The 23,921-nt window shown below is 40.6% G+C and carries 17 protein-coding genes; 7 read left to right on the forward strand and 10 right to left on the reverse strand.

All coding sequences use genetic code 11. The features are described from left to right. Positions 1-195: 195 nt before the first annotated feature. Together B9N78_RS11645 and B9N78_RS11650 are read left to right on the forward strand one after the other, a co-directional pair. The gene (locus tag B9N78_RS11645; protein WP_085103319.1) at positions 196-3,009 is read left to right on the forward strand and encodes a DEAD/DEAH box helicase; all 2,814 of its coding nucleotides are present in this window, start codon (positions 196-198) and stop codon (positions 3,007-3,009) included. A 167-nt stretch (positions 3,010-3,176) separates the two neighbouring features. Next, the gene (locus B9N78_RS11650; protein ID WP_085102459.1) at positions 3,177-4,082 is read left to right on the forward strand and encodes a class I SAM-dependent methyltransferase; all 906 of its coding nucleotides are present in this window, start codon (positions 3,177-3,179) and stop codon (positions 4,080-4,082) included. Positions 4,083-4,182: 100 nt separating this feature from the next. Here B9N78_RS11650 and B9N78_RS11655 read toward each other — a convergent pair whose 3' ends face one another. The 5 genes from B9N78_RS11655 to B9N78_RS11675 form a co-directional block, all read right to left on the reverse strand. Next, positions 4,183-5,082: a tetratricopeptide repeat protein gene (locus B9N78_RS11655; RefSeq protein WP_085102461.1), complete on the reverse strand. Its 900-nt coding sequence runs from the start codon at positions 5,080-5,082 to the stop codon at positions 4,183-4,185. After that, on the reverse strand, positions 5,079-7,532 hold the full coding sequence (gyrA, locus tag B9N78_RS11660) for a DNA gyrase subunit A (RefSeq protein ID WP_085102462.1): 2,454 nt from the start codon (positions 7,530-7,532) through the stop codon (positions 5,079-5,081). Before gyrA ends, B9N78_RS11655 begins: the two co-directional genes overlap by 4 nt. A 62-nt stretch (positions 7,533-7,594) precedes the next feature. Further along, positions 7,595-9,988 (reverse strand): DNA topoisomerase (ATP-hydrolyzing) subunit B, encoded by a 2,394-nt coding sequence (gene gyrB, locus B9N78_RS11665; RefSeq protein WP_085102464.1) that lies wholly within the window; start codon positions 9,986-9,988, stop codon positions 7,595-7,597. Continuing rightward, positions 9,988-11,151, reverse strand: a complete 1,164-nt coding sequence (dnaN, locus tag B9N78_RS11670) for a DNA polymerase III subunit beta (protein ID WP_085102465.1) — start codon at positions 11,149-11,151, stop codon at positions 9,988-9,990. The genes gyrB and dnaN overlap by 1 nt, the downstream gene beginning before the upstream one ends. Positions 11,152-11,285: 134 nt before the next feature. Continuing rightward, positions 11,286-12,590 carry a DnaA ATPase domain-containing protein gene (locus tag B9N78_RS11675; RefSeq protein ID WP_085102467.1) on the reverse strand — a complete coding sequence of 435 codons (1,305 nt, stop codon included), beginning with the start codon at positions 12,588-12,590 and terminating at the stop codon, positions 11,286-11,288. Between the two features lie 253 nt (positions 12,591-12,843). On the opposite strand from B9N78_RS11675, the gene B9N78_RS11680 reads away from it, so the two are divergent. After that, positions 12,844-14,016 carry a homocysteine biosynthesis protein gene (locus B9N78_RS11680; RefSeq protein WP_085102468.1) on the forward strand — a complete coding sequence of 391 codons (1,173 nt, stop codon included), beginning with the start codon at positions 12,844-12,846 and terminating at the stop codon, positions 14,014-14,016. Between the two features lie 152 nt (positions 14,017-14,168). Further along, positions 14,169-15,050 (forward strand): DMT family transporter, encoded by an 882-nt coding sequence (locus B9N78_RS11685; RefSeq protein ID WP_085102470.1) that lies wholly within the window; start codon positions 14,169-14,171, stop codon positions 15,048-15,050. On the opposite strand, the gene B9N78_RS11690 is transcribed toward B9N78_RS11685, so the two are convergent. Next, the gene (locus B9N78_RS11690; protein ID WP_085102472.1) at positions 15,047-16,189 is read right to left on the reverse strand and encodes a geranylgeranyl reductase family protein; all 1,143 of its coding nucleotides are present in this window, start codon (positions 16,187-16,189) and stop codon (positions 15,047-15,049) included. The genes B9N78_RS11685 and B9N78_RS11690 overlap by 4 nt on opposite strands. A 111-nt stretch (positions 16,190-16,300) precedes the next feature. Here B9N78_RS11690 and B9N78_RS11695 point away from each other — a divergent pair, with 111 nt between their 5' ends. Then, positions 16,301-16,969: an HAD family hydrolase gene (locus tag B9N78_RS11695; protein WP_085102474.1), complete on the forward strand. Its 669-nt coding sequence runs from the start codon at positions 16,301-16,303 to the stop codon at positions 16,967-16,969. Between the two features lie 94 nt (positions 16,970-17,063). Here the strand turns inward: B9N78_RS11695 and ilvD are convergent, their stop codons facing one another. The 4 genes from ilvD to B9N78_RS11715 are packed head-to-tail and all read right to left on the reverse strand — an operon-like array spanning position 17,064 to position 20,710. Further along, on the reverse strand, positions 17,064-18,731 hold the full coding sequence (gene ilvD / locus B9N78_RS11700) for a dihydroxy-acid dehydratase (RefSeq protein ID WP_085102476.1): 1,668 nt from the start codon (positions 18,729-18,731) through the stop codon (positions 17,064-17,066). 26 nt (positions 18,732-18,757) lie between these two features. Further along, positions 18,758-19,639, reverse strand: a complete 882-nt coding sequence (locus tag B9N78_RS11705) for a cell division protein FtsX (protein WP_085102478.1) — start codon at positions 19,637-19,639, stop codon at positions 18,758-18,760. Further along, a complete protein-coding gene (ftsE, locus tag B9N78_RS11710; RefSeq protein WP_085102480.1) occupies positions 19,636-20,322 on the reverse strand; it encodes a cell division ATP-binding protein FtsE in 687 nt (228 codons plus the stop codon). Before ftsE ends, B9N78_RS11705 begins: the two co-directional genes overlap by 4 nt. A 28-nt stretch (positions 20,323-20,350) precedes the next feature. Beyond that, complete coding sequence (locus B9N78_RS11715; protein ID WP_085102482.1) at positions 20,351-20,710, reverse strand: hypothetical protein; 360 nt, start codon at positions 20,708-20,710, stop codon at positions 20,351-20,353. 317 nt (positions 20,711-21,027) lie between these two features. Here B9N78_RS11715 and B9N78_RS11720 point away from each other — a divergent pair, with 317 nt between their 5' ends. Further along, positions 21,028-22,203 (forward strand): pyridoxal phosphate-dependent aminotransferase, encoded by a 1,176-nt coding sequence (locus B9N78_RS11720; protein ID WP_085102484.1) that lies wholly within the window; start codon positions 21,028-21,030, stop codon positions 22,201-22,203. A 102-nt stretch (positions 22,204-22,305) separates the two neighbouring features. Further along, positions 22,306-23,649, forward strand: a complete 1,344-nt coding sequence (locus tag B9N78_RS11725) for a glucose-6-phosphate isomerase (protein ID WP_085102486.1) — start codon at positions 22,306-22,308, stop codon at positions 23,647-23,649. Positions 23,650-23,921 lie beyond the last annotated feature (272 nt).

A 23,921-nucleotide genomic window follows, 5' to 3' on the forward strand; every position in this document is an offset into this window, starting at 1 on the left:
CCTTGTGGCGGCGTCGAGACTCCACCCTCACCAACTCGGCGTCGCCAATCTTTTTTCTATTCCACATTTATAACCCTTGACGAAGTGCTCGTCCGATATGATTCTTAACAGATCTTGAATCATAAACAGGGCAGTCATTTGAACCAGCAAGACAAAGTAAAAGAGTATATAGCTTCACTTCTAGCTTCTCCTGTAATGGGTGATCAGGTCGTTCACCACAGGATAATTGGCGGTAACAATGCTGTGTATGGTGAGCCGCGTCATAAATGGCCGGATTCACTTAAGTCAGTCTTAAACTTTCGTGAAATAGAAAAACTATACTCACATCAGGCAAAAGCCACAGATTACGCCCGTGCCGGAAGAAATGTTGTAATCGCTACCCCTACTGCAAGCGGCAAAACTCTTACCTACAATCTGCCTGTACTTGAGCAGTGTCTGCGTAATCCTGACAACCATGCTCTTTACCTTTTCCCGCTTAAAGCTCTTGCGCAGGATCAGCTTAAAACTTTCAACGAAATGACCGGACTTCTGCCTTCAGGAATCAGACCGGAAGCAGAAATTTATGACGGGGATACAACTCCGTATAAACGAAAAAAAATACGCGATAATCCACCGTCAGTAATTCTTACTAATCCTGAAATGATCCACTTATCCATTCTGCCGCATCATGAAAGATGGGCCTCATTTATCTCAGGACTTACGCATATTGTTGTGGATGAAGTCCACACCTACCGCGGGGTAATGGGTTCACACATGGCTATGGTTTTCCGCAGATTACTGAGAATTTGTAAATTTTACGGTGCGGAACCTTCCTTTATTTTTTCATCAGCAACAGTCGGTAATCCTGCTCAGCTTTGTAAATCTCTAACAGGTCTTGATGTTACAGCAATTACTGAAAGCGGAGCTGCATCAGGAAAACGTAATTTTGTTTTCTTTAATCCTTTGGTCAGCCCTTCAAGCGCAGCTATTCAGCTGCTTAAAGCTGCTCTAGCCAGAGGTCTAAGGACAATTGTTTATACACAGTCTCGCAAAATGACTGAGCTGATAGCAATGTGGGTAAGCGAAAAAGCCGGAAAATATAAAGATAAAATAAGTGCGTACAGAGCAGGATTTTTACCAGAGGAAAGAAGAGAAATTGAATCAAGAATGTCATCAGGTGATCTGCTGGCTGTAATATCAACAAGCGCGCTTGAACTCGGAATTGATATAGGAGGCTTAGACCTCTGCATTATGGTCGGTTATCCCGGATCAGTTATGGCTACGTTGCAACGAGGTGGTCGCGTCGGCCGCAGTAATCAGGAATCAGCTGTTATTCTCATCGGCCAGGAAGATGCACTTGATCAATATTTTATGCGCCATCCTGATAATTTTTTCTCACGACCGCCTGAAAACGCAGTGCTTAATCCGTATAATCCTGTCATCATGGAGAAACATCTCATCTGCGCTGTTTCAGAACTTACTCTGCGGGAAAATGACTATTTGTTAAAAGATGAAAAAATCAAAAATAAAGTTCTTGAGATGGAACATGATGGAATACTGCTCCGAAACAAACGCGGTGATGAAATTTATTCCAAACGCAAAAGACCGCACCGTGAAATTTCTCTGCGCGGTGCCGGAGGAACAATTCATATTGAAGACTCTGAAACATCAGAACCTATCGGTACAATTGATGAAGTCAGGGCATACTCTGAAGCGCACGAAGGGGCAGTATATATTCACCGCGGTAATACATACTGTATTAAAGAACTTGATCTGGCTTCCAGAAAAATTTCAGCAGTAAAACAGCGGGTAGGATATTACACCCGCGCGCGCAAGAATAAATCAACAGAAATACTTGAGATATACTCGCAAAAAACTGTATTCGGAATTGTTATGCGCTTCGGTAAACTGAAAGTAACTGAACAAGTCACAGGATATGAAAAGCGAGCTACACGCGGCGGGCAGCTACTTGGAATTGTGCCGTTAGATCTTCCTCCGGTCATTTTTGAAACTCAAGGTTTGTGGATGGAAATTTCCTCTGATATAAAACGTAGAGCAGAGGATGAATTTGTTCATTTTATGGGCGGAATTCATGCTGTGGAGCATGCTGCAATCGGAATCATGCCATTGATGGTTTTAACCGATAGAAACGATTTAGGCGGCATTTCAACTCCTATGCATGAGCAGGTGGATGGACCTGCCGTATTCATTTATGACGGAATGCCCGGCGGTGCAGGACTTACTATGCAAGCTTTTGAACAGGCGGAAGAATTGCTTGAGAGAACCTTGCAAACAGTTCTAGAATGTGAATGCGAGCTTGGCTGCCCTACCTGCGTACATTCTCCAAAATGCGGATCAGGCAACCGGCCTATTGATAAAAGTGCCGCAATTTTTGTTCTGCAAAATATGATACATGGTGAAACACCTAAAAATATAGAGGATATCAATATGCTTCTTAGACCTTTCGGCGAAGAAATTAAAAAAGAAGTGACAGAACCTAAAAACTTCGGAGTTCTCGATGTTGAAACCAGACGCTCAGCTCAGGAAGTAGGCGGCTGGAATAAAGCCGAGCGCATGGGGATTTCAATTGCAGTCCTTTACGATTCAAATGAAGATAAATTCTTTAATTATGAAGAGCACCAGATACCTGAAATGGTAGAACATCTTAAGAAACTTGATCTTATCATCGGATTTAATATCGACAGATTTGATTACAAAGTGCTCTCAGGAATCCATGCCTTTAATTACAAAGGTTTACCAACGCTTGATCTGCTTATAAAAGTGCATGAAAAGTTAGGATACAGACTCAAACTGGATAACCTTGCTCAGGCAACTTTAGATACTGCTAAAAGTGCTGATGGATTACAGGCACTTGAATGGTGGAAAGAAGGAAAACTTGATCTTATAACTGAATACTGCCAGCAGGATGTTGCTGTTACCAGAGATGTTTATCTGTTCGGAAAAGAGCACGGTTATGTGCTTTTTACTAACAAAGATAAGAAGAAAGTTCGGTTGCCTGTTGATTGGTAGAAAGCAATTAAGCTTATCAAATTTAACATTTTTTTTAACTTTCTTATTGTTTATATTTTTTACTTTTAATTAAACAGTTATGCACATTATTGACAGTTGACTATATGATTTAGCATAAGTATGCCCTGTTTTGCAGATTTTTCCGGGGGAAAATATAGGAGATAAATGTGTCTGATTCAATTAAGAGTAAGTGCCGTCTGTGTGGATCTGAAAAAAGTTTTGTAAAATATACAATTGAAAATTCTGAAATTAGAAGATGTTCTGACTGTACACTAATGTGGCTGAACCCTATGCCGACTGATGAAGATCTGGAAAAAGTTTACAGTAAGAATTACTATGAAAATAAAGAGCTTGCTTCTGATGATGCTCAAAAAACATATGGCTATTCTGATTACCTTTCTGAAAAATTATACAAGCAGATAGGTTTTCAAAAAATCGTAAAGCAAATCAAATCAATGCTCCAGGCTAATGATCAAGAACTTAGTCTTCTTGAGCTTGGGTGCGGATTAGGTTTTTTTCTTGATGTAGCGCAAGACGCAGGATTTGCAGTAGAAGGGACTGAGTTTAATAAATATGCTGTTAAATGGATTGCTAATAAATATCGTTTTCCTGTCTCCAGCAAAAAATTAGACGTTTTTGAAGACCAATCATATGATGCTATATGCATGATGGATGTAATTGAACATCTTCGAGATCCTTTTGATGTTATAAATGAAAGCCATAGAGTTTTACGAAACGGCGGTATTCTTACATTTACAACAATGGAATGTGACAGCTTTATATCAAGACTATTAGGCGAACGTCTTGAAGATATCAGAAAGATACACGAACACTTATTTTTCTTTACAAAAAGATCTATCAAAAAATCGTTAAAACAAGCTGGTTTTGCTGTAGAAAAAATTCATTACACAGGGCATACTTTCAGCTGTGGGGATCTTGTAGAAAGAATAGCTGCTATGGTTCCGCTTATCGGAAGACCGTGTTTACATTTAGTTAATTTTTTTCATTTAAGAAATTTAAAATTATATGTGAATCCTAGAACTAAAGTTACGGTATATGCTCGTAAGATTTAATAAGATTAGACTAATCATTTAACCGCTTTTCACTATATTAATTTTAATTTGAAAAGCGGTTATTCTATTACTCTAAATAAAATCAGCCACCCGTTAAAATCTAAATAGCCCCATCAGATTCATCATCACCATCGTTATCATTGTCATCTTTTCCGGTATCTTTGACTTTTATATTACGCTCCACAGGCTCTACTATTTCTTTTCCACCTGACAACTCAAGTTTTTCTAGGTAGTTAAGTTTATATTGAGCTGCTTGCGGGTTAGGATATGTATTAACAATCTCTTTAAGCAGCTCTACGGCTTTTTTATACTCATGTTTTTGTTCATAAATATCAGCGAGCATAAAAGCGGCTTCTGCATGAATATTTTGCGGAGCATCTTTCATTACTATCAATTTTTTAAGTTCTGATTCAGCCCTTTCCCATGCATGTATAAGGGTCAAAGTATTAGCCATTTCATACAAAGCCTTAGCTTTTACATCAGGATCAGAAGTATTTTCTGCAAGGTCGTTGTAGGTGTAAATTGCCAGATCGTAATTTCTTAAAGAACAGAATGTTTTTGCGAGCAGTGCTCTTGTTGTATCAATCTGCTTAGGTTGTTGATCTGGAAATTCTAAACTTTTTTCAAGAGCTTCAACGGCTAATTTGTATTGCCCGTTTCGTATATACATCTCAGCAAGTTTACGCTTCAACCCCGGCGCAAGGTCACTTCTATGACCGAATTCAAGATACATAGCTTCAAGCAGAGAAGCCCCTTTTTCACTGTCCTGACGAACTTCTGAATAAATTTTTACAAGATAATTCCATGCTTCAAGTCTATCTTTCCCTTGTGGATTATCTTCAAGGTATCTTTCAAAACCTTTTTCGGATTCTACATAAAATCCGCTTATAAAATTTTTGCGTGCTTTTTCAATTACTCCGGAATCAGTACCTGATGTTTTTTCGCACCCCTGAACCAAAAGGATCAGGGATACGAAAATTAATATCAACCATTGTCTCATGATTCGGTTTCTTCCTCACCAAGATCATCAACTTCAATACCGTCATCCATTACAAGGTCAAACCCTACAGCATTATCATTATCATCCATTCTCACAAGCCTTACGCCTTGTGTTGCTCTTCCGACAAGACTTACGTCTTTAACTCCGAGACGGATAATTTTGTTACCGGAAGTAAGAATAACAACTTCATCTTCAGGTGAAACCATAATGGAACCTAAAACTTTACCTGTTTTAGCAGTTACACGCATACTGATTATGCCTTTACCGCCTCTGGTCTGCAGACGATGCTGTTCAATATTTGTGCGTTTACCGTAACCGCCTTCAGATATTGTGAGTAACTGGGTACGCTCTTCATCACCGGTGACAACACCTGAAACAACGTCATCTTTAGGGCGGAGGGCAATACCCTTTACACCGCTTGCTACTCTGCCCATTGCGCGGGCATCCTGACAGCTGAATCTGATAGAAGTACCGTCTTTGGTTACAAGAATTGCTTCAGAATTAGCATAGACCTCTTTTACCGTTATAAGCTGATCGTCTTCTCTCATGCTGACGGCCCTGATTCCGGACTGTCTGCAATTGCGGTAAAGCGCGATGCTGGAACGTTTTATCATTCCCTTCTTAGTCACGAACAGGAAGAAGCGATCTTCTTCGAATTCGCGCAGGGTAAGAGCTGTTGCTATAGCTTCATCTTTTTCCAGCGGCAGCAGGTTGGCGATATGTGCGCCTCTTGCTATGCGGCTTGATTCAGGGACCTGATGAACTTTAATTTTGAACATCTTCCCTTTGGTCGTAAACAATACAAGGTATTGATGATTAGAAGTTGTCAGGAAAGTATGGATAAAGTCTCCATCTTTAGTCTGAACTCCTGCAATACCCTTTCCGCCTCTCTTCTGCTGCTGATAATTTGAGAGAGGTGTACGTTTAATATAACCGCGTCTTGAAAGAGTAATAACAGCGTCATCATCAGGAATCAGATCTTCGATATCAATATCGTCAGGATTCTGGTCCATAAGCACTGTTTTACGGTCAGTAGAATAAGAAGTTTTAACTTCAATCAATTCTTCTTTGATTACTGATTTCAAAACTTCTTCGTTTTCCAAAATACTTTTAAAATATTCAATTTTTTTCAGAATTTCAGCATATTCTTCAAGAATTTTTTCATGTTCAAGGTTGGTAAGTCTCTGCAATCTCATATCGAGAATAGCCTGAGCCTGAACTTTTGAAAATTCAAAACGATCCATGAGTCCTTGTCTGGCTTCATCTCCTGTGCTTGATGCTCTGATGATTTTTACAACTTCATCAATATTATCAAGCGCAATTTTTAAACCTTCAAGGATATGGGCGCGTTTTTCACATTTATCGAGATCAAACCTTGTACGCCTGATAATAACTTCACGGCGATGTTCCAGAAAGAAGCTGAGAACCTGTTTAAGGTTCATAAGCATCGGTCTGTTACCTGAAACAGCCATCATGTTTATACCGAAGCTGGTTTCAAGCTGAGTGAATTTGTAAAGTGAATTGATGATGATATCAGGTATTGATCCTCTTTTTAGGTCAATAACAATGCGGATACCTTTACGGTCCGATTCATCACGAAGGTCGGAAACACCTTCAATTCTGCCTTCACCGACAAGAAGAGCTATCTTTTCAACAAGTGTTGATTTGTTAAGGGCATATGGAATTTCTGTTATAACGATACTTTGCTTACCGCTTTTATGTTCTTCAACTCCTAAAACACCCCTTATCTTAATACTTCCGCGACCTGTTTTATAAGCTTCTTCAAGCCCTTTACCGCCGAAGCATAAGCCTGCGGTAGGAAAGTCAGGCCCTTTGATAAACTTCCTCAGATCATCAATTTCACAGTCAGGGTAATCCAGAAGATGAAGCGTTCCATCTAATAATTCACCTAAGTTGTGCGGCGGAATATTAGTGGCCATACCGACTGCGATACCTGAAGTACCGTTCAGCAGAAGGTTAGGAACTTTTGTAGGTAGTACAGTAGGTTCCTGCAGAGAGTTATCATAGTTGTCTCTGAAATCGACTGTATTTTTTTCAAGATCAGCTAAGAACTCAGAACTGAGTTTTGACATTCTAGATTCAGTATAACGCATCGCTGCTGCTGCGTCGCCGTCAATGGAACCGAAGTTACCCTGACCGTCAACGAGCGGATCGCGCATAGCAAAACTCTGAGCCATACGTACCAAGGCATCGTATACAGCTGTATCACCATGAGGATGATATTTACCGATTACATCACCGACGATACGGGCAGACTTCTTGTAGGATCTGTTATAGCTGTTTCCAAGCTCATGCATGGCGTAGAGAATACGCCTGTGAACCGGCTTTAGACCATCTCTTACGTCAGGGATAGCTCGCCCTACAATAACGCTTAGAGAGTATTCTAAGTACGATTTTTGAATTTCTTCTTCGATAGTAATCTGACCCACTGTTTCCTCCGATTGAAAACGGAAATAATCCGCTTAAGCAAATAATCCGGAAATTGCCGGAACTAAATATCAAGCTCCTGAACTGCAAGAGCATTTCTTTCAATAAATTCTCTACGCGGCTCAACGTTATCTCCCATCAGATCCATGAAGATTTCATTGGCTGTTACAGCATCATTGATTGTAACCTGCAACATGGACCGTTTATCAGGATCCATGGTGGTTTCCCACAGCTGTTCAGGGTTCATTTCACCCAGACCTTTATAACGCTGGAGATTAATACCTTTGTATGCTTCTTCAAGAACTGCATCCAGAAGATTGAATATTCCGGTAACAGGCGTATCTACTTCACCGCGTTCAAGAATAAACTCATTACCTTCGCATTCTTCTACAATACTGCGGTTTTTTTCATATGAGTATCTGAACAGTTTGGAATTAAAAAATTCAACGGCCAGTCTTGTACGTTTACCGTTTTCATTTTCAAAAGTTATATAAACACGTTTTTCGCCTTCATCATCTTCACGTTCAATGAAAACTTTAAAACCTGATTTAACTATTTTATTTACAAAATCTTCAGGATCACTTTCCGCAAAATCAGCTGGGTAAATTTTGCCTTCGTAACTGATTAAAGCCGCAAAAAGTTTATCTGAAATACCCATATTCATTGCTTCATAAACTTTATTTTTAATAAAGCGGATATCATCAAGCAAATTTGCCAATCTTTCATTGGTATATTCTGTGCCATTACTACTTTTTATAATAATCTCTTTGGAAACTCTATCGATAAGCAGACTGTAAAGCTCTACATCGTCTTTAATGAATTTTTCAAATTTGCCTTTGGCAATTCTGTAAAGAGGAGGCTGGGCAATATATAAATGACCTCTCTGGATGAGTTCTTCATACTGTCTGAAAAAGAAAGTAAGCAAAAGTGTACGGATATGAGAACCGTCAACATCAGCATCAGTCATAATTACGACTTTGTGATATCTTAGCTTGTTAAAATCTTTTTCACCTTCTTCCTGCCCTATGCCGATACCCATTGCAGTGATAAGTGCGCGGATTTCTTTATTGCCGAGCATTTTATCAAAACGGGTTTTTTCAACATTTAAAATTTTACCTCGAAGTGGCAGAATTGCCTGATGCTTAGGATTACGCCCCTGCTTGGCAGAACCGCCCGCAGAGTCCCCTTCAACTATGAAAAGTTCACATTCTGAAGGATCTTTACTCTGGCAGTCAGCAAGTTTACCAGGAAGTGAATGGTCGGATAAAGCACCTTTTCTGCGCACAAGTTCACGCGCTTTTCTGGCAGCGTCTCTAGCTCTTGCGGCATCAACAACTTTTTCGACAATCGCTTTAGCATCTTTGGGATTTTCCTGAAAATAAGATGAAAGTTTGTCGTAAACCATTGTTGCGACAATACCCATCATTTCAGAGTTACCAAGTTTAGTCTTGGTCTGCCCTTCAAACTGAGGATCACAAAGCTTAACACTCACGACAGCTGTCAAACCTTCGCGGACATCATCACCGGAAAGTTTCTGTTTCAGCTTTTTAGGCAGATCAGAATTTTGAATGTAAGTGTTGATCGCTCTAGTAAGTGCAGTTTTAAAACCTGCCAGATGTGTTCCGCCTTCAACAGTACGGATATTATTGGCAAAAGTATGAGTATTTTCTTTGTAGGCTGTATTATACTGCAATGCCAGTTCGGTAACAACGTTATCGATATCTGAATAAGCATAAACAACTTCACTTACAGCTGTCTGACCTTTGTTAAGATCTTTGACAAACTCAACAATACCGCCTTCTGCCTTAAAGTTTGCTTTTTCGTTGGTTCTTTCATCAAGAAATTCAATTTCCAGTCCCTTGTTAAGATATGCAAGTTCTTGAAAGCGTTTTCTTAAGGTATTGAAATCATATTGATTAGTTTCAAAAATCTGCTCATCAGGTCTGAAACGTATGGTTGTTCCTGTCGTAACGGCGTCACCGATGCATTCAACAGGTCCTGTCGGTACACCCCTCTCATACGACTGACGATACATTTTACCGTCTCTCCTTACCGTCGCCTCAAGTTGTTCTGAAAGTGCGTTTACACACGATACTCCGACCCCGTGAAGGCCACCTGAAACTTTATAGGCATCGTTATCGAACTTACCACCGGCATGAAGAACGGTCATAACTATTTCAAGAGCCGGTTTTTTTTCTTTCGGATGCATATCAACAGGAATACCGCGGCCGTCATCTGAAACGGTTACGCTGTTATCCATATGCAGTTTAACTTTAATCTTCGAACAATAGCCACCCATGGCTTCATCGATAGAGTTGTCCACCACTTCGTATACAAGGTGATGAAGACCTCTTGTATCGGTAGAACCGATATACATAGCAGGTCTTTTTCTTACAGCTGCCAATCCCTCAAGGACGGTAATCGAATCTGCTGTATAAGTATCTTTATTTTGAGCCATTAAACATCTTCCTCACTGTAGTAAGTCTCTTCCTGAACCTTCATAGGCATAACAATTACGAGGTATTCGTTGTCCTCATCTCCGGTTAAACCGCAAGGAGCTTCAGATCCTGTCAGAGTAAAGCTGATTTTTCCAGATTGAAAATGACCGAGGATCTCGATCAGATTCTTTGTAGGAAATGCAATACGTTCCATCTCGCCGCTAAACTCAACTTCTATGGATTCTGTAGCCGTTCCGACTTCCTGCCCCTGACTGAACAGAATAAGTTCACCGGGGTTAAACATGAAGGACGCACAACGATTTGAATCTGTATTAAAAATAGAAATACGATCCAGAGCAGTAGAAAGCTCTGATTTCTGTACTTTCATACGGGAAACATCATCGTCATTAAGCTTCGCCAGAAAATTCTTGTAATTCGGGTACTGATAATAACTTAAAGGCAAGCTGAATGTTTCTTTTCCATCAGCAGTCTTAAAGAATAATCTTTTTTCTATAAGGCTCATTTCGATTTCATCGTTAGTGAGCCATTTTTTAAGTTCAGAAAGATATTTTTTCTGAATGAGAATTCCCTCTTCAGGGAGAAGAGCATGAATATCGTCATTGATAAATTTAAGTCTTGCGAATTGATGACCATTAAGACCGCATGCTTCAACATATTTTCCGTTTTCATCAGAAGAAGGAACTATGTTCATACATGCAATTGCTTCCATGCTGTCTTCATCGCTGATGCAGAATGCAATGCGTTCGATGATTTCAAGAAGAAGATCTCCTGACCAGTAAACAGCTCCTTCAGCAGGAAAAGTTGAAAACTTCTGAAACCATGTAGGATCATTAACTGGAAGTTTATATTTTCTAGCACCCTGTTCTACCAGAATACTTGATCCGTCAGGATCACTCTTGATGACAAGTTCCCCTGAAGGAAGTTTGCGTACCAAATCATAAAAAGCACGACCTTGAACTCCTGCAAGGCCTTCTTCGATGATTTCAGCCGGATAGGTTCCGCAAAATTCAAGATTGGAATCAGTGGACATAATCCTCAGATTTCCTTCATCGCTCTTCAACCAGATCGTGCGCAGATATGCAGCTCCGGTTTTTGCGGGGATGATGCTGGCAGACTTATGCAATCCTTCAATGACTTCGTCCCTATTCACCTTTAAATACATATATATTCTCCTTGTAGATTTAGTAAGGTTGGTTCCTATGTTTCTTATTAACTTAAGTTGTTAAAAACATTTAACTTTTTATATACATTCAGTGTCATTCAATGTGAACAAACAAACAATGTTTATGAACTTGTTCAGTTAGAAACACGTAACAGACAAGTATTCTTCAAATTTATTAACAGTCTTTTCAAAACTGCATCATCCTTCTGTAATAATTGTATTTTTTTTACTGAATATAAGACTGTACTATGGTCTTTACCTCCAAATATCCTTCCGAGCGCAGGGTATGATAATCCTAAAAGATCTCTGCAAAGGTACATGGCTACCTGTCTGGCATGTGCTGTCATTTTATGCCGTTTAGTGCCGGTAAGGTCAGTTGGTTTGAGGTTAAAGTGAGTTGAAACAGATTTAATCACGTACTCTGGAGTAAGTGTTATATCTGTCTTTTCCTCAGTGTTGTTCAAAATGTTTTCAAAGTCTTTTTCATCCATGTTCTTGCGGACAAGTTCCCTGAATGCTGAAAGTTTGATTATTATTCCCTGAAGGTATCTGAAATCCTGAAATCTTTGTGAAAGTGTCAGGATTTGATCCTTGGTTAACGGCAGCTTTTTAAGTTTACACTGCTTCTGGATGTAGAGTGCTCTTATTTCGAGGTCAGGGCGTTTCAGATTAACAATCAGTCCCCATTCCAGCCTGGACTTCAGGTTCAGGTCTAAAAAGTTGTAGGAGGCTAATTTGTCTGTGCAACTGAAAACCATCTGTTTCCCATTTTCATAAAAATTATTAAAAATAGAAATTAACTCCTGCTGGAGGTTTTCGTATTTTTGAATTTGTTTAAGATCATCGAGAAAGAAATATTCAAAATCAAAAAAATAATTTCTTGCACGCATCATATCCCCGCCGAAGCGGACGGAATAAATATTTTGAATATCGTCAATATTTCCGAGGAATATCTTACCCGGGTCAATTTTCTTACTTATCTCGTTTGCAATAGCTTTTAACAAATGGCTTTTACCTGAACCGCTTTTACCGCAGATAACAAATGGATTAAATGCAATATTGTCTGCATGGGTTACTTCTTTTGCGGAAGCCAGAGGGAAATAGTTGCTTTTGCTGACCAGAAAATTTTCAAAAGTAAATTTCTGCCCGAAAGGGAAATCTATTTTTTTAGTGTCGGAAATCTGCCCGGGCTTATTTGTGCCTGATGTTCCGTTGTTGCAGTATGAAACTGAAAAACCTCCGCCAAGGAATAAGCCTAATTGTTCTTCAAATTTATCTTGTATACTTGATTTGAACCATTGACCGAAAAAAGCATGCGGAAAAGTTACAATTACATCTCCATTCTCGTCAGAAATAGATATATTTATCGGATCAAACCAGCGTATTAAGTCTGAATCTGAGCATGTGGTCAGAAGGTGATTTCTAAGTGCATTTTTCAAGTGATTAATTTTTTTTTACCAAGACTCTAAATTGTTGAAATTAAAGGGTAATAAATAAAATATTTTTCCCCTCGAAAACCAATGTTTCTTATACATTAAAAGAAAGCTTTAGCCAAGGCGGATATGCCCTTAAAACACTTTTTAGCTTCCGTCCTAGGTATAAATAACATTTTAAAATTAAAATTGCATTCAAGGGCCTTTTAAGCCACAATCTTGATTCTTCTAAAAACTTAATCCCACTGGAGTCTTTTCAATGGCAAAAACCTTTGAAGTCAATAAGACTATAAAAGAAATAAACGAACGTATAAAAAAAGGTAAAGCTGTAGTAGTTAATGCCGCGGAAATGGTCGAAATCGTCCGCTCCAAAGGTAAAGTTGAAGCAGCTAAAGAAATTGATGTAGTAACAACCGGAACATTTTCTCCGATGTGTTCTTCAGGTATGCTGTTCAATACCGGGCAGGAATCTCCTGTAATCAAGACTTCACAGGTTTGGCTTAACAATGTTCCATGTTATGCGGGCCTTGCTGCTGTAGACGCTTATCTCGGTGCAACAGAGCCTGCTGAGGATGATCCGCTTAATAAAGTTTACCCCGGTAGATTTGCTTACGGCGGAGCACATGTCATCGAAGACTTGCTAGCAGGTAAAACTGTTCATCTTAAAGCAAAAGCTTATGGAACAGACTGTTATCCGCGTCGTGAAGTTGAAAAAGATATCACGCTCAAGGATTTAAAAGATGCTGTTATGTTAAACCCACGTAATTGTTACCAAAATTACAATTGCGCAGTTAATATGACAAGTCGCACAATTTATACTTACATGGGACCTCTTAAGGCTAATCAGCGTAATGCAAACTATGCCACAGCCGGAGAGCTTTCTCCGCTTTTCAATGACCCGTATTTAAAAACCATAGGTCTTGGAACGCGAATCTTTCTTGCAGGCGGTAAAGGTTATGTAATCGGTGCCGGAACTCAGCATGTTAAAAAACCTGGTCGTAATGAAAGAGGTATTCCTCTGGGCGGCTCAGGAACTCTGATGGTTAAGGGTGACATGAAAGGAATGGATCCGCGTTATTTCCGCGGTTTGAGTTTCCCGGGTTATGGATGTACCGCTGCGGTCGGCATAGGTATTCCAATTCCTATGCTTAACGAAGAAATGGCATGGTTCACCGGTGTAAGTGACGCGGATATTCAGGTGCCTGTAAAAGATTACGGTTATGACTATCCGATCGGCGTAAGCAGGGTTCTTGCCCATGTTACCTACGAAGAATTAAAATCAGGTGAAATAACAGTAAACGGCAAGGTTATCCCGACTGTTCCGTTAACAAGTCTGTCGATGTCACTTGAAGTTGCTGATAAGCTTAAATCATGGATTCAGAAAGGAGATTTCCTCTTAACTGAAGCTGTTGAAGAGATTGAATCTGAATAGTTTTTAAGACTGTTTTTAAAAAATATAATTTGTTTTTATTATTAAAAGTTCCGTAGAAATTATTATTTCTACGGAACTTTTTTTCCTTGCGAAATTAAATAATTATAGCCATTCTGCCGGTTGGTTTAAAAATCTAACCAAATTAAAAATATATGCAGTCTAAAAATTTAAAAGCTGATGTGCTCTTACTGATTACAGCAATGATCTGGGGAGCTGCATTTGTGGCGCAACGGGTGGGGATGGATTTTGTCGGCCCGCTCACATTCAATGCTGTCCGTTTCGCGCTTGGAGCAGTTGCGCTTCTTCCACTTATCCACAGGCTGGATAGAGAGAAAAAGAAAGACGGTACTTATAAAAAACTTGATATCAAACAGTTTTTTATAGGCGGTATTATCGCAGGATCGGCTTTATTTTTAGGTGCGACATTGCAGCAGTGGGGACTTGTTTATACTACTGCCGGAAATGCCGGATTTATTACAGGGTTATATGTTGTGTTCGTTCCGATAATGGGCCTTTTCTTTAAACAGAAGACAGGGGTGCCTACGTGGGTAGGGGCTGTTCTGGCCGTGGTTGGAATGTACCTTTTGAGTGTAAACGAAGGATTTAGTATAGGGCTTGGAGATCTGCTGGTTTTAGTAAGTGCCGTTTTCTGGGCCGGACATGTAATTGTAATTTCGCTTTTATCTTCCAAAATTGATCCGGTTAAATTTGCCAGCGGCCAGTTTGCAGTTTGTTCAATATTCAGTTTTATAGGTGCATTCATTCTGGAAGATATGTCTTTCAGTGGTATTTATGCCTGCGCAATTCCGATTCTTTACGGAGGGTTAATGTCTGTTGGGGTTGCGTATACTTTGCAGGTAATAGCCCAGCAGGATGCCAAGCCAGCTCACGCCGCGATAATTTTAAGTTTAGAATCAGTTTTTGCTGCATTAGCTGGGTGGTTGCTCTTAGGTGAAACATTAACCACACAGGGGCTTTTCGGTTGCGGACTTATGCTGTGCGGGATGTTGTTATCTCAGCTCAGGCCGGATTAATCCCACTTCTTTTTCAGCAAAAACTTGTAAGACCGAATTCCGTGAATCATTTCCGCCAGTTTTGTCGGCAGTGATTTAAAAGCTATTTTAAATGACACGTGTTTAAGCAACCTTTGCGAATAAAAAAGAGTCCAGCGCAATCTGTTGGAATAAATAATCTCAGGGAAGATGTACTGTTGCAAACGCGGCAGATAAAATTGAGCTGGGTTTTTATTTTCTGTGATACCCTTGGCTATAGCTTCCGCAGCGTACCTTCCTGTCTGTAATGCGTAGAATATTCCTTCTCCGAAAAGAGGTTCCACAAGACCAGCGGCATCTCCTGCGAGTATGGTTCTGCCGTAGCAAGGGTTCTTGATGTAATTCCCATATGGAAGTGGAAAACCATGCAATGGAATTGTTTCAGGATTTTTTACGCCCTGACTTGTAAGAAAATTTATGAAAGTAGCTTTGAAATTTGTTGTACAGCGATTTAAACTGCCGATTCCTACTACAACCTTGTCTTTTGCAGGAAAAACCCAAATATAACCGGCTTTAAGGCATCCTATGTATAATTCAGGCCACTTTACTTCTCTAGGATAATCTTTAGCATCAAAAGTTATCTCAATGGTGGAGGCCATGTTCTCTTTCCATGCTTTTTTATCATACGGAACAGATTTTCGTATTGTGGAATTAACTCCGTCAGTTCCCAGAAGATATTTACCTTTAAATATTTTGTTACTTTTGGTTTTTATTTCAGCATCTTGATAGTTGCAGTGGACTATTTCTTCCGAGGTAAATATCTGTGCTCCGGCATTTGCAGCTTTTTTAAGAAGAAAGTAATCAAAGATTTCCCGGTTGACGAAGCGGAAAGGAATCGGGGATGCGCCGTCCTGTATTTTGTAATCACGGTAGAAAACGGAATATTCGGCTGCTTCATATTCAATAAGTCCATTTTCAATTATTGCTTTTTCACTGTATCCATAAATTTTTTCGAGAGTTTTCATTGTTTTGTCAGTAATAAGTCCACCGCAAAGTTTTTTTCTGGGGAATTTTGCTTTGTCGATAACAGCGACTTTAAAACCTTTTGTTGCGAGGATATATGCGGCCGCTGATCCTGCCGGGCCTGCTCCTGCAATAATTACGTCAAATTTACCTGACACGAGAACTCCTGATAACAGCATTTATTAATTCTGAATATGTTTAAACAAGTTTAGCAGTCATAACCTTTAGAAACATGCTTTCGCAAGCAACTACTTGGAAAATTTTGGACTATGAATAAAATTGAAGGAATAATTTTTGATTTTGATGGAACTCTTGCAGAATTAACCATTGATTTCAATGATATGAAACGACGCTTAAAGGCACTTGGTGAAGCTTTTTTAGAACCTCTGCCTGAAATAGGTGCTCTTCCGGCTCTTGAGTGGGTTGATCATATTGCCGCATGCCTTGAAACAGACGATCCTGATCTGGGGAAAGAGTTTCATACCAGATGCAGGTTCTTAATAATTTCAATGGAAATAGAAGCTGCAAAACGTGGAAAGCTGTTTCCGTTTACCTATTCTATTTTACGCGGATTGCAACAAGACAGCATAAAAACAGGTATTATTACACGCAATACCGCGGCAGCTGTAAAAACTGTACTGCCTGATGTTGAAAAATTATGCGGATGCTTTTTGTCCAGAGAAGATGTAAAAAACGTAAAACCGCATCCTGAACATATCTTAAAAGCTTTAGATTTTATAAATATTTGTCCTGAGCATGCCTTAATGGTCGGGGATCATCCGCTTGATATTGAAACAGGTAAAAGGGCAGGAACAATGACAGCAGCAGTTGCATCGGGTAGAATGTCGATATCGGAACTTAACGAAGCAAAGCCTGATTTTGTCGCAGCTAATTGTCAGGAATTGATTGATATGCTGCGGGAAAATAAACTTCTTTAGGCTTAATAATTTAGATAAGTTTGAAGGACTTAATAAAAAAATCGAAAAATAATCCAGAGGAGATCATCCAATGATGATCCCCTCTGAACTTGTATTATTTCTTAAAGATTGCGCCGGTAGACGCCGAAGTAACATTTTCTCTGTATCTTCTAAGGAATGCTGAATGTACTTCTTTTTCAATAGGTTTAAATGTTTTCATTCTTTCTGCAATTTCTTCGTCAGTAAGAACAACATTCAGTGAACGGGCGGGGATATCAATTTCAATTATATCTCCGGTCTGAACAATACCTATGGTTCCGTTTGATGCAGCTTCAGGAGATACGTGGCCGATTGCTGCGCCGCGTGTTCCGCCGCTGAAACGTCCGTCAGTGATAAGAGCAACGTCAGCTCCAAGTCCCATTCCGGCAATTGCGGATGTTGGTGTGAGCATTTCGCGCATACCCGGTCCGCCTTTAGGACCTTCGTATAAAATAACAATAGCGTCACCTTTGACAATTTTACCGCCGAGAATAGCTTCAACAGCTTCTTCTTCGGAGTTGTAAACTTTGGCGAGGCATGTCCTTTTCATCATTTCCGGTGCAACTGCTGACTGTTTAACAACACATCCGTCTTTGGCAATGTTGCCGAACAGAACTGCGATTCCGCCTTCGTTGCTGTAAGGTTTATCAATAGGATGGATTATTTCGTAATTTTTAACGGAAGCATTAAGTTCTTTGAGATTTTCACCGACAGTTTTTCCGGTTGAGGTCAACGCATCAAGTTCGATGCGTCCTGATTTTGCCAGTTCGGAAAACACTGCTTGAATTCCGCCTGCTTCATGCAGATCCTGAATATGATGAGGTCCGGCAGGTGCGAGTTTGCACAGATTAGGAGTCTTGCGGCTTATTTCATCAAAGATAGTCAGGTCCAGCTTGAGTCCTGCTTCATCAAATATGGCAGGCAGATGCAATACTGTGTTGGTTGAACAGCCGAGAGCCATATCCATTGTAACAGCATTTTTTAGACTCTTTTCAGTTACAATATCGCGAGGTTTGATGTCTTTTTTCAGCAGATCCATTATCTGTGTACCTGCGCGTTTGGCAAGGCGGATACGATCAGACATTACAGCCGGAATAGTTCCGTTACCCGGCAGTGCAAGTCCGATTGTTTCGGACAGGCAGTTCATGGAGTTTGCTGTGAACATTCCTGAACATGACCCGCAAGTAGGGCAGGCGCTTTGCTCAAGGATTGTAAGTTCATCTTCGGTCATACTTCCGGTTTTAACCTGACCGACTCCTTCGAAAACAGTGATAAGGTCAACTTTTTTACCGTCTTTTTTACCGGCAAGCATTGCTCCGCCGCTGACGATAATTGTCGGAATATTAAGTCTCAGAGCTGCCATGAGCATGCCTGGAACAATTTTATCACAGTTAGGAACAAGAACCAGAGCATCAAAAGGATGAGCAGTCGCCATTATTTCAATGGAATCCGCAATCATTTCTCTGCTTGGCAGAGAATAACGCATTCCTGCATGGTTCATAGCCAGACCGTCACAAACTCCGATGGATGGGAATTCCATCGGAACGCCGCCGGCAAGACGGACACCGTCTTTAACAGCTTTGACAATTGTATCCAGATGAATGTGACCGGGAATAATTTCATTTTTAGAGTTGCATACACCGATAAGCGGTCTATCCATTTCTTCTTTTGAAAAACCGAGTGCGTACAACAAAGAACGGTGAGGGGCTTTTTCCAGCCCGCCTGTCATTTTTTTACTTCTCATAAAATCCTCAAGTCAAATTATTAAAATTAGCCGCGTACTGCGACAAAGCTGCTCAGCATTCCGATTAACGTAACAGCCCCTACAAGAGCTACGCATTGGTCAGGAGGCAGGAATGTCAGTTTCATAAACAGCGGCGGAAAATTTAAGACATCCTCAAAAAATCTTTGCGCACCGTAAAGCGTTCCCAGTGCAATGGAGCTGCCGAGGAATCCGAGTAATGCTCCTCCGGTAAGAAGGGGCAGACGGATAAACCATTGTTTTGCTCCGACTAAATAAAGAATTTCTATTTCATCTTTACGGGTCATGAGGGAAAGACGGATGGTGTTACCAACTACCAATGCAACTACAAGTCCCAGAAATCCTATTATGGGCCATATTATGGACTGTGTAAGGCTTATCCAGCCTCGTGCTAAATCAATCTGCAAGGGATTGTAATGAACCTTATCAACAAAAGGAAGAGCTTTTAACTGCTTAAGAAGGTTAGCTGCCCACATCTGATCTTTAATCCCCGGTTCAACTGAAAATGATAGCAATGCAGTCGGTTGAAGTGGATTGTTGCCTTCTTTAAGCCATGAAAAATCATCTGCCCCGCCTAATGCTGCGGAAAGCTGTTTTAATGCATCGTCCGGAGTAAATGTCCGTATTTCCTTTAAACCGGCAATTTTAGAGATCTTTTCCCATTGTTTGCTGTATTCATCAGGTGTTGTGTCTGCCTGCCAGAAAATCTGAATCTGGACTTGCCCTCTGCTTTTGAGCAGTTCTTTGTTGACATTGTGCAAGGTGAACATGAAAAGTCCGGCAAGCAGGGAAACCATTGTAACAGCAATGAGAGTAAAGATGTTAGCCCACGGGTGCAGCCCTAAATCTCTGACTCCACGTCCTATCAGCCTGAAAAGAAGAGAAATCATATGGCTAACTCCGAAAGAATATAATCCGGAGGCTCGCATACCATTCCGCCTTCAAGGTGAATAACTTTGGCATCCGGTACTGTACGGAGTATTTCGCGGCTGTGGGTGGCCATGATTATGGTTGTTCCATGGGTGTGAAATTGTTTGAAAACATCCATCAAATGCATGGAGAGTTCAAAGTCGAGGTTTCCTGTAGGTTCATCCGCAAGAATCAGTTTGGGGTTGACGACCATTGATCTTGCTATTGCCACGCGTTGCTGTTCGCCGCCGGACAGCTTATGACAGTTATTGTATGTTTTCTTTTCAAGCCCCAGAGCTCGGATGATAGCCCTGACTCTTTTATCAATTGTAGCTTTCGGCATACTTCTGACTGTAAGAGCCAGTGCAATATTTTCGTAAACTGAACGGTTCGGCAGAATTTTAAAATCCTGAAAAACGACTCCAAGTTCACGCCGCAGGTTCGGAATATGTTTGCGTTTAATGTTGTGCAGTTCATATCCGGCTACGGTTGCCTGTCCTCTTTTTACAGGAAGGGCTCCATAAAGCAGTCGCATAAGAGTAGTCTTTCCTGCACCGGAATGTCCGGTAAGGAATATGAATTCTCCCTTTTCAACGTGCAAAGAAATATCTTTGAGTGCCCAGTTGGAGCCGAAGCTGTACGACAGGTGATTAAGTAGGATCATGTTGAGTTTTGCCTTGTTTAATGAAAGGCTAGAATTTTACGTTTAATTCCTGTCCTTCGGATGTTGTGCAAAATCCTGTTCCCCCTGATTCAAATCCTTTTTTTGTATTATTAATTTCAAAGTTGCATTTCATGCTTCTTCCGTCATTGCTGAACATGGTGACAGATTTCTGGTCGCTTTGCAGATCGCCTCTGAATATTGAGCCGTCTGGAAGTTCAGAAACGATGGAGTAGGTTGCATGTGATTTAATACCGACATTTCTTGTTGCTGACATTTCAGTAGGCCCGAGATCATTGCCCTTAAGGGTAACATCTCCTTTCATCGGCACAGCGGAACATGCAGCAAGGCCCATAAGTAGTGTGATTAAAAATATTATTCTGTATTTCATTTTAAGCTCCTGATTTGTGATTGTAGCAGGGGTGAACATGATTTGCAAAAAGGTTTGTTTCAGTCAATTAGTATAAAATCGATGTAGAAATTTTGAAATATGCCACAGAGAGATTTACGTTTATCATATTTTGAATTAGATTTCATGCTTGATAAGCGCAATGTAAATTTGAGAATTATAACCTAAATTTCTTTTATAAAAAAGAGTGGTAAGCGGTCATCGGTCATTATTTTGCAATTTATCCCAGATGTGAGGGGAGGAAAATTGCTTAGTTTCGATCGGGGAATAACATATAACTGAAGCAGCAGGAAAGCGATATGAAAATTTCTGAAAGACTTATGAGAGCAAAGCCGTCCGCAACATTGGCGGTCAATGCAAAAGCACAGGAACTGCGCGCACAGGGCAAGGAAATTGTCAGCCTGGCAGTCGGCGAACCTGATTTCCCGACTCCGCAGCATGTTTGTGATGCTATGAAGAAAGCTGTCGATGAAGGGTTTACCCGTTATACTCCGGTTCCGGGTATGCCGCAGTTGCGCACAGCTGTTGCCGATTATTACCAGAAATTTTATAATGTTACCGCTAAAGCAGAAAACACGATTATTACAAACGGCGGAAAGCATGCCCTGTATAATCTGTTCATGGCCTTGATTGATCCGGGCGATGAAGTTCTCATTCCTGCTCCTTACTGGGTAAGCTATCCTCCAATGGTTGAGCTTGCAGAAGGTAAGCCGGTAATAGTCCCGACACGCGCAAAGGCCGGATTTCTTGCCAGTATCGAAGATTTGGAAGCAGCTTGTACTTCCAGAACAAAACTTCTTGTTTTAAACACTCCTTCAAACCCGACCGGTGCTCATTATCCTCAGGATCAACTGACTGAAATTGCTGAGTGGGCAAGAAAAAAAGGTATATTCATCGTTTCAGACGAAGTTTATGACAGACTTGTTTACAAACCTGCTTCATATTCAACTCTTTCTAATTTTTGGGAAAAATACCCAGAAGATGTTGCAATTGTAGGCGCATTATCTAAAAGTTTCAGTATGACTGGCTGGCGCATCGGTTCTGCTCTTGCACATCCTGATTTAGTAAAAGCAATGGTTAAAATTCAAGGACAGTCCACATCAAACGTAAACTCCATGGCTCAGAAAGCCGCTATAGCTGCGTTTGAAGGTCCATGGGATTTAATTGAGAAAATGACAACAGCTTTCCAGAGACGCAGGGATTTTGCTCATGCAATAATTTCTTCATGGCCCGGCGTTGTCTGTCCCAAGCCGGACGGGGCTTTTTATATGTTCCCTGTTTTAAATGGTTTTTATGACGAGGAAACTCCTGACTCAGCTTCCATGTGTACAAAAATACTGGAAGAAGCCGGTATTGCCCTCGTCCCCGGTTCCGCTTTCGGTGATGACCGTTGTATCCGCTTTTCTTACGCTCTTGATGATGAAATTCTTAAGAATGCGCTGGAAAAAGTCGGTAAAGTATTGATGAAAAAATAAAATGTTCGTAAAGATAGTCATATTTGATTAGTATAGGCTCTTGCCTCTCCCGGAGAATATTTCCGGGAGAGGATTACGAACCCTTAATAGCGGAGATCGAGTATGGCATCGAACATTATTGACTGGACTGACAGTTGGCAGGATAAGCTTGATATAAAATCAAAGTATGCATCTGCTGAAGCTATTTCCGGCAGATTCAGCAAAGAAGTTGCCGAAGGTAAACTCCCTTTTTGTTCCATGCCGTACATGGCGGAACTTTTATATGATCTTGAAGGCTTAGAGAGCTACGTTAAAGGATTCGAGCACATGCTGCTGCTCGGAATCGGCGGTTCCGCACTCGGAGCCAGAGCGTTACAGAAAGCTTTTTTCTCAGCGCAGGACGAACCTTGTCATGAAGGTCCATGGTTTTGGATAGGAGACAACGTTTGCGCAAAAACTCTTGAATCTTATCTCGAAAAACTCCCTCTTGAAAAAACACTTATTGCAGTTGTTTCCAAATCAGGCGGAACAATTGAAACTATCAGCCAATATTTTCTCATTCGCAAAAAAATGAAGCAGAAAATGGGTGATAAGTGGAATCGTAATTTTCTTTTTGTTACCGACAAAAAAAACGGTTTCCTTCGTGAACAGGCTGATGAATTATCCATCAAAACTTTAGAAGTTCCTGACAACCTGGGCGGAAGATATTCCGTTTTGTCAGCTGTAGGACTGCTGCCGGCCATGTTTATGGGTATTGATTACCGCTTGCTTGTGGAAGGTGCATCCGCCATCCTCGCTCCGCTTGCTTCACCGGAGCTTAGCAGTGAAGCCTTACTGAAACATCCCTCGTACAAGTTAGCCTGTTGGAACGCTGCGCTTATGGAAAAAGGTTACAATGAGCTGATATTTTTCTCTTATATTCCGCAATGGGCCTGTTTCGGTCAGTGGTTTGCGCAGCTATGGGCAGAAAGTTTGGGCAAAGAAGGCAAGGGCAGCCAGCCTATTCCGGCAGTCGGGGCAACTGATCAGCATTCTGTTAATCAGATGTTTTTGGACGGGCCGCGCAATAAGGGATGCCTGTTTTTAACCTGTGATTCTCTTGCTGACGGCGAAAAATTTGTCGAGGATATCCCTGATAAGTTTTCATATATCAAAGGGAAAAATTTCGGTGATTTGATTCATGCTGAAGGATTAGGAACTAAAATGGCTTTATCGGCCAACAAAGTTCCTCTTGTAGAAATAAAAATGGCTGAGTCGTCTGAAGAATGCGCCGGCCGCATGATGGGACTTCTTATGGCGGCCACTATTTTCACAGGTTGGTTGATGGGCATCAATCCTGTAGACCAGCCTGCTGTTGAACTTGGTAAGCGATTAGCCAAAGCGCGCCTCGGAGCTGACGGATTGCAGGATGAGAAAAATGATCTCGAAGCTTTTTTGAGCGTAAAACGTGAAGAACAAGTTTTTTAGTGGATAATGAGATATTTTCTGCCTCCGGCGGCTTAAACCCTTTTGGGAAAAGGGTTTAAGAATCCTAAAACTTTTTATTAAAGAAGAGTTTTGCAATTAAAAAAAATCGGTCATTCATTTTATAGTTTTTTAAAAAATCGGTCGTTCATATTAATGGATGACCGATTTGATTTTGTTGCATAAGACTAATAAAGAATATTTCAAAAGATCAGTCTAAACTAAAAGTTTTTGGAGATTTTTAAGAGCCTTTTTTTTAAAAGGATATTAAATCG

Source organism: Desulfovibrio gilichinskyi, assembly GCF_900177375.1.
Taxonomy (GTDB): domain Bacteria; phylum Desulfobacterota; class Desulfovibrionia; order Desulfovibrionales; family Desulfovibrionaceae; genus Maridesulfovibrio; species Maridesulfovibrio gilichinskyi.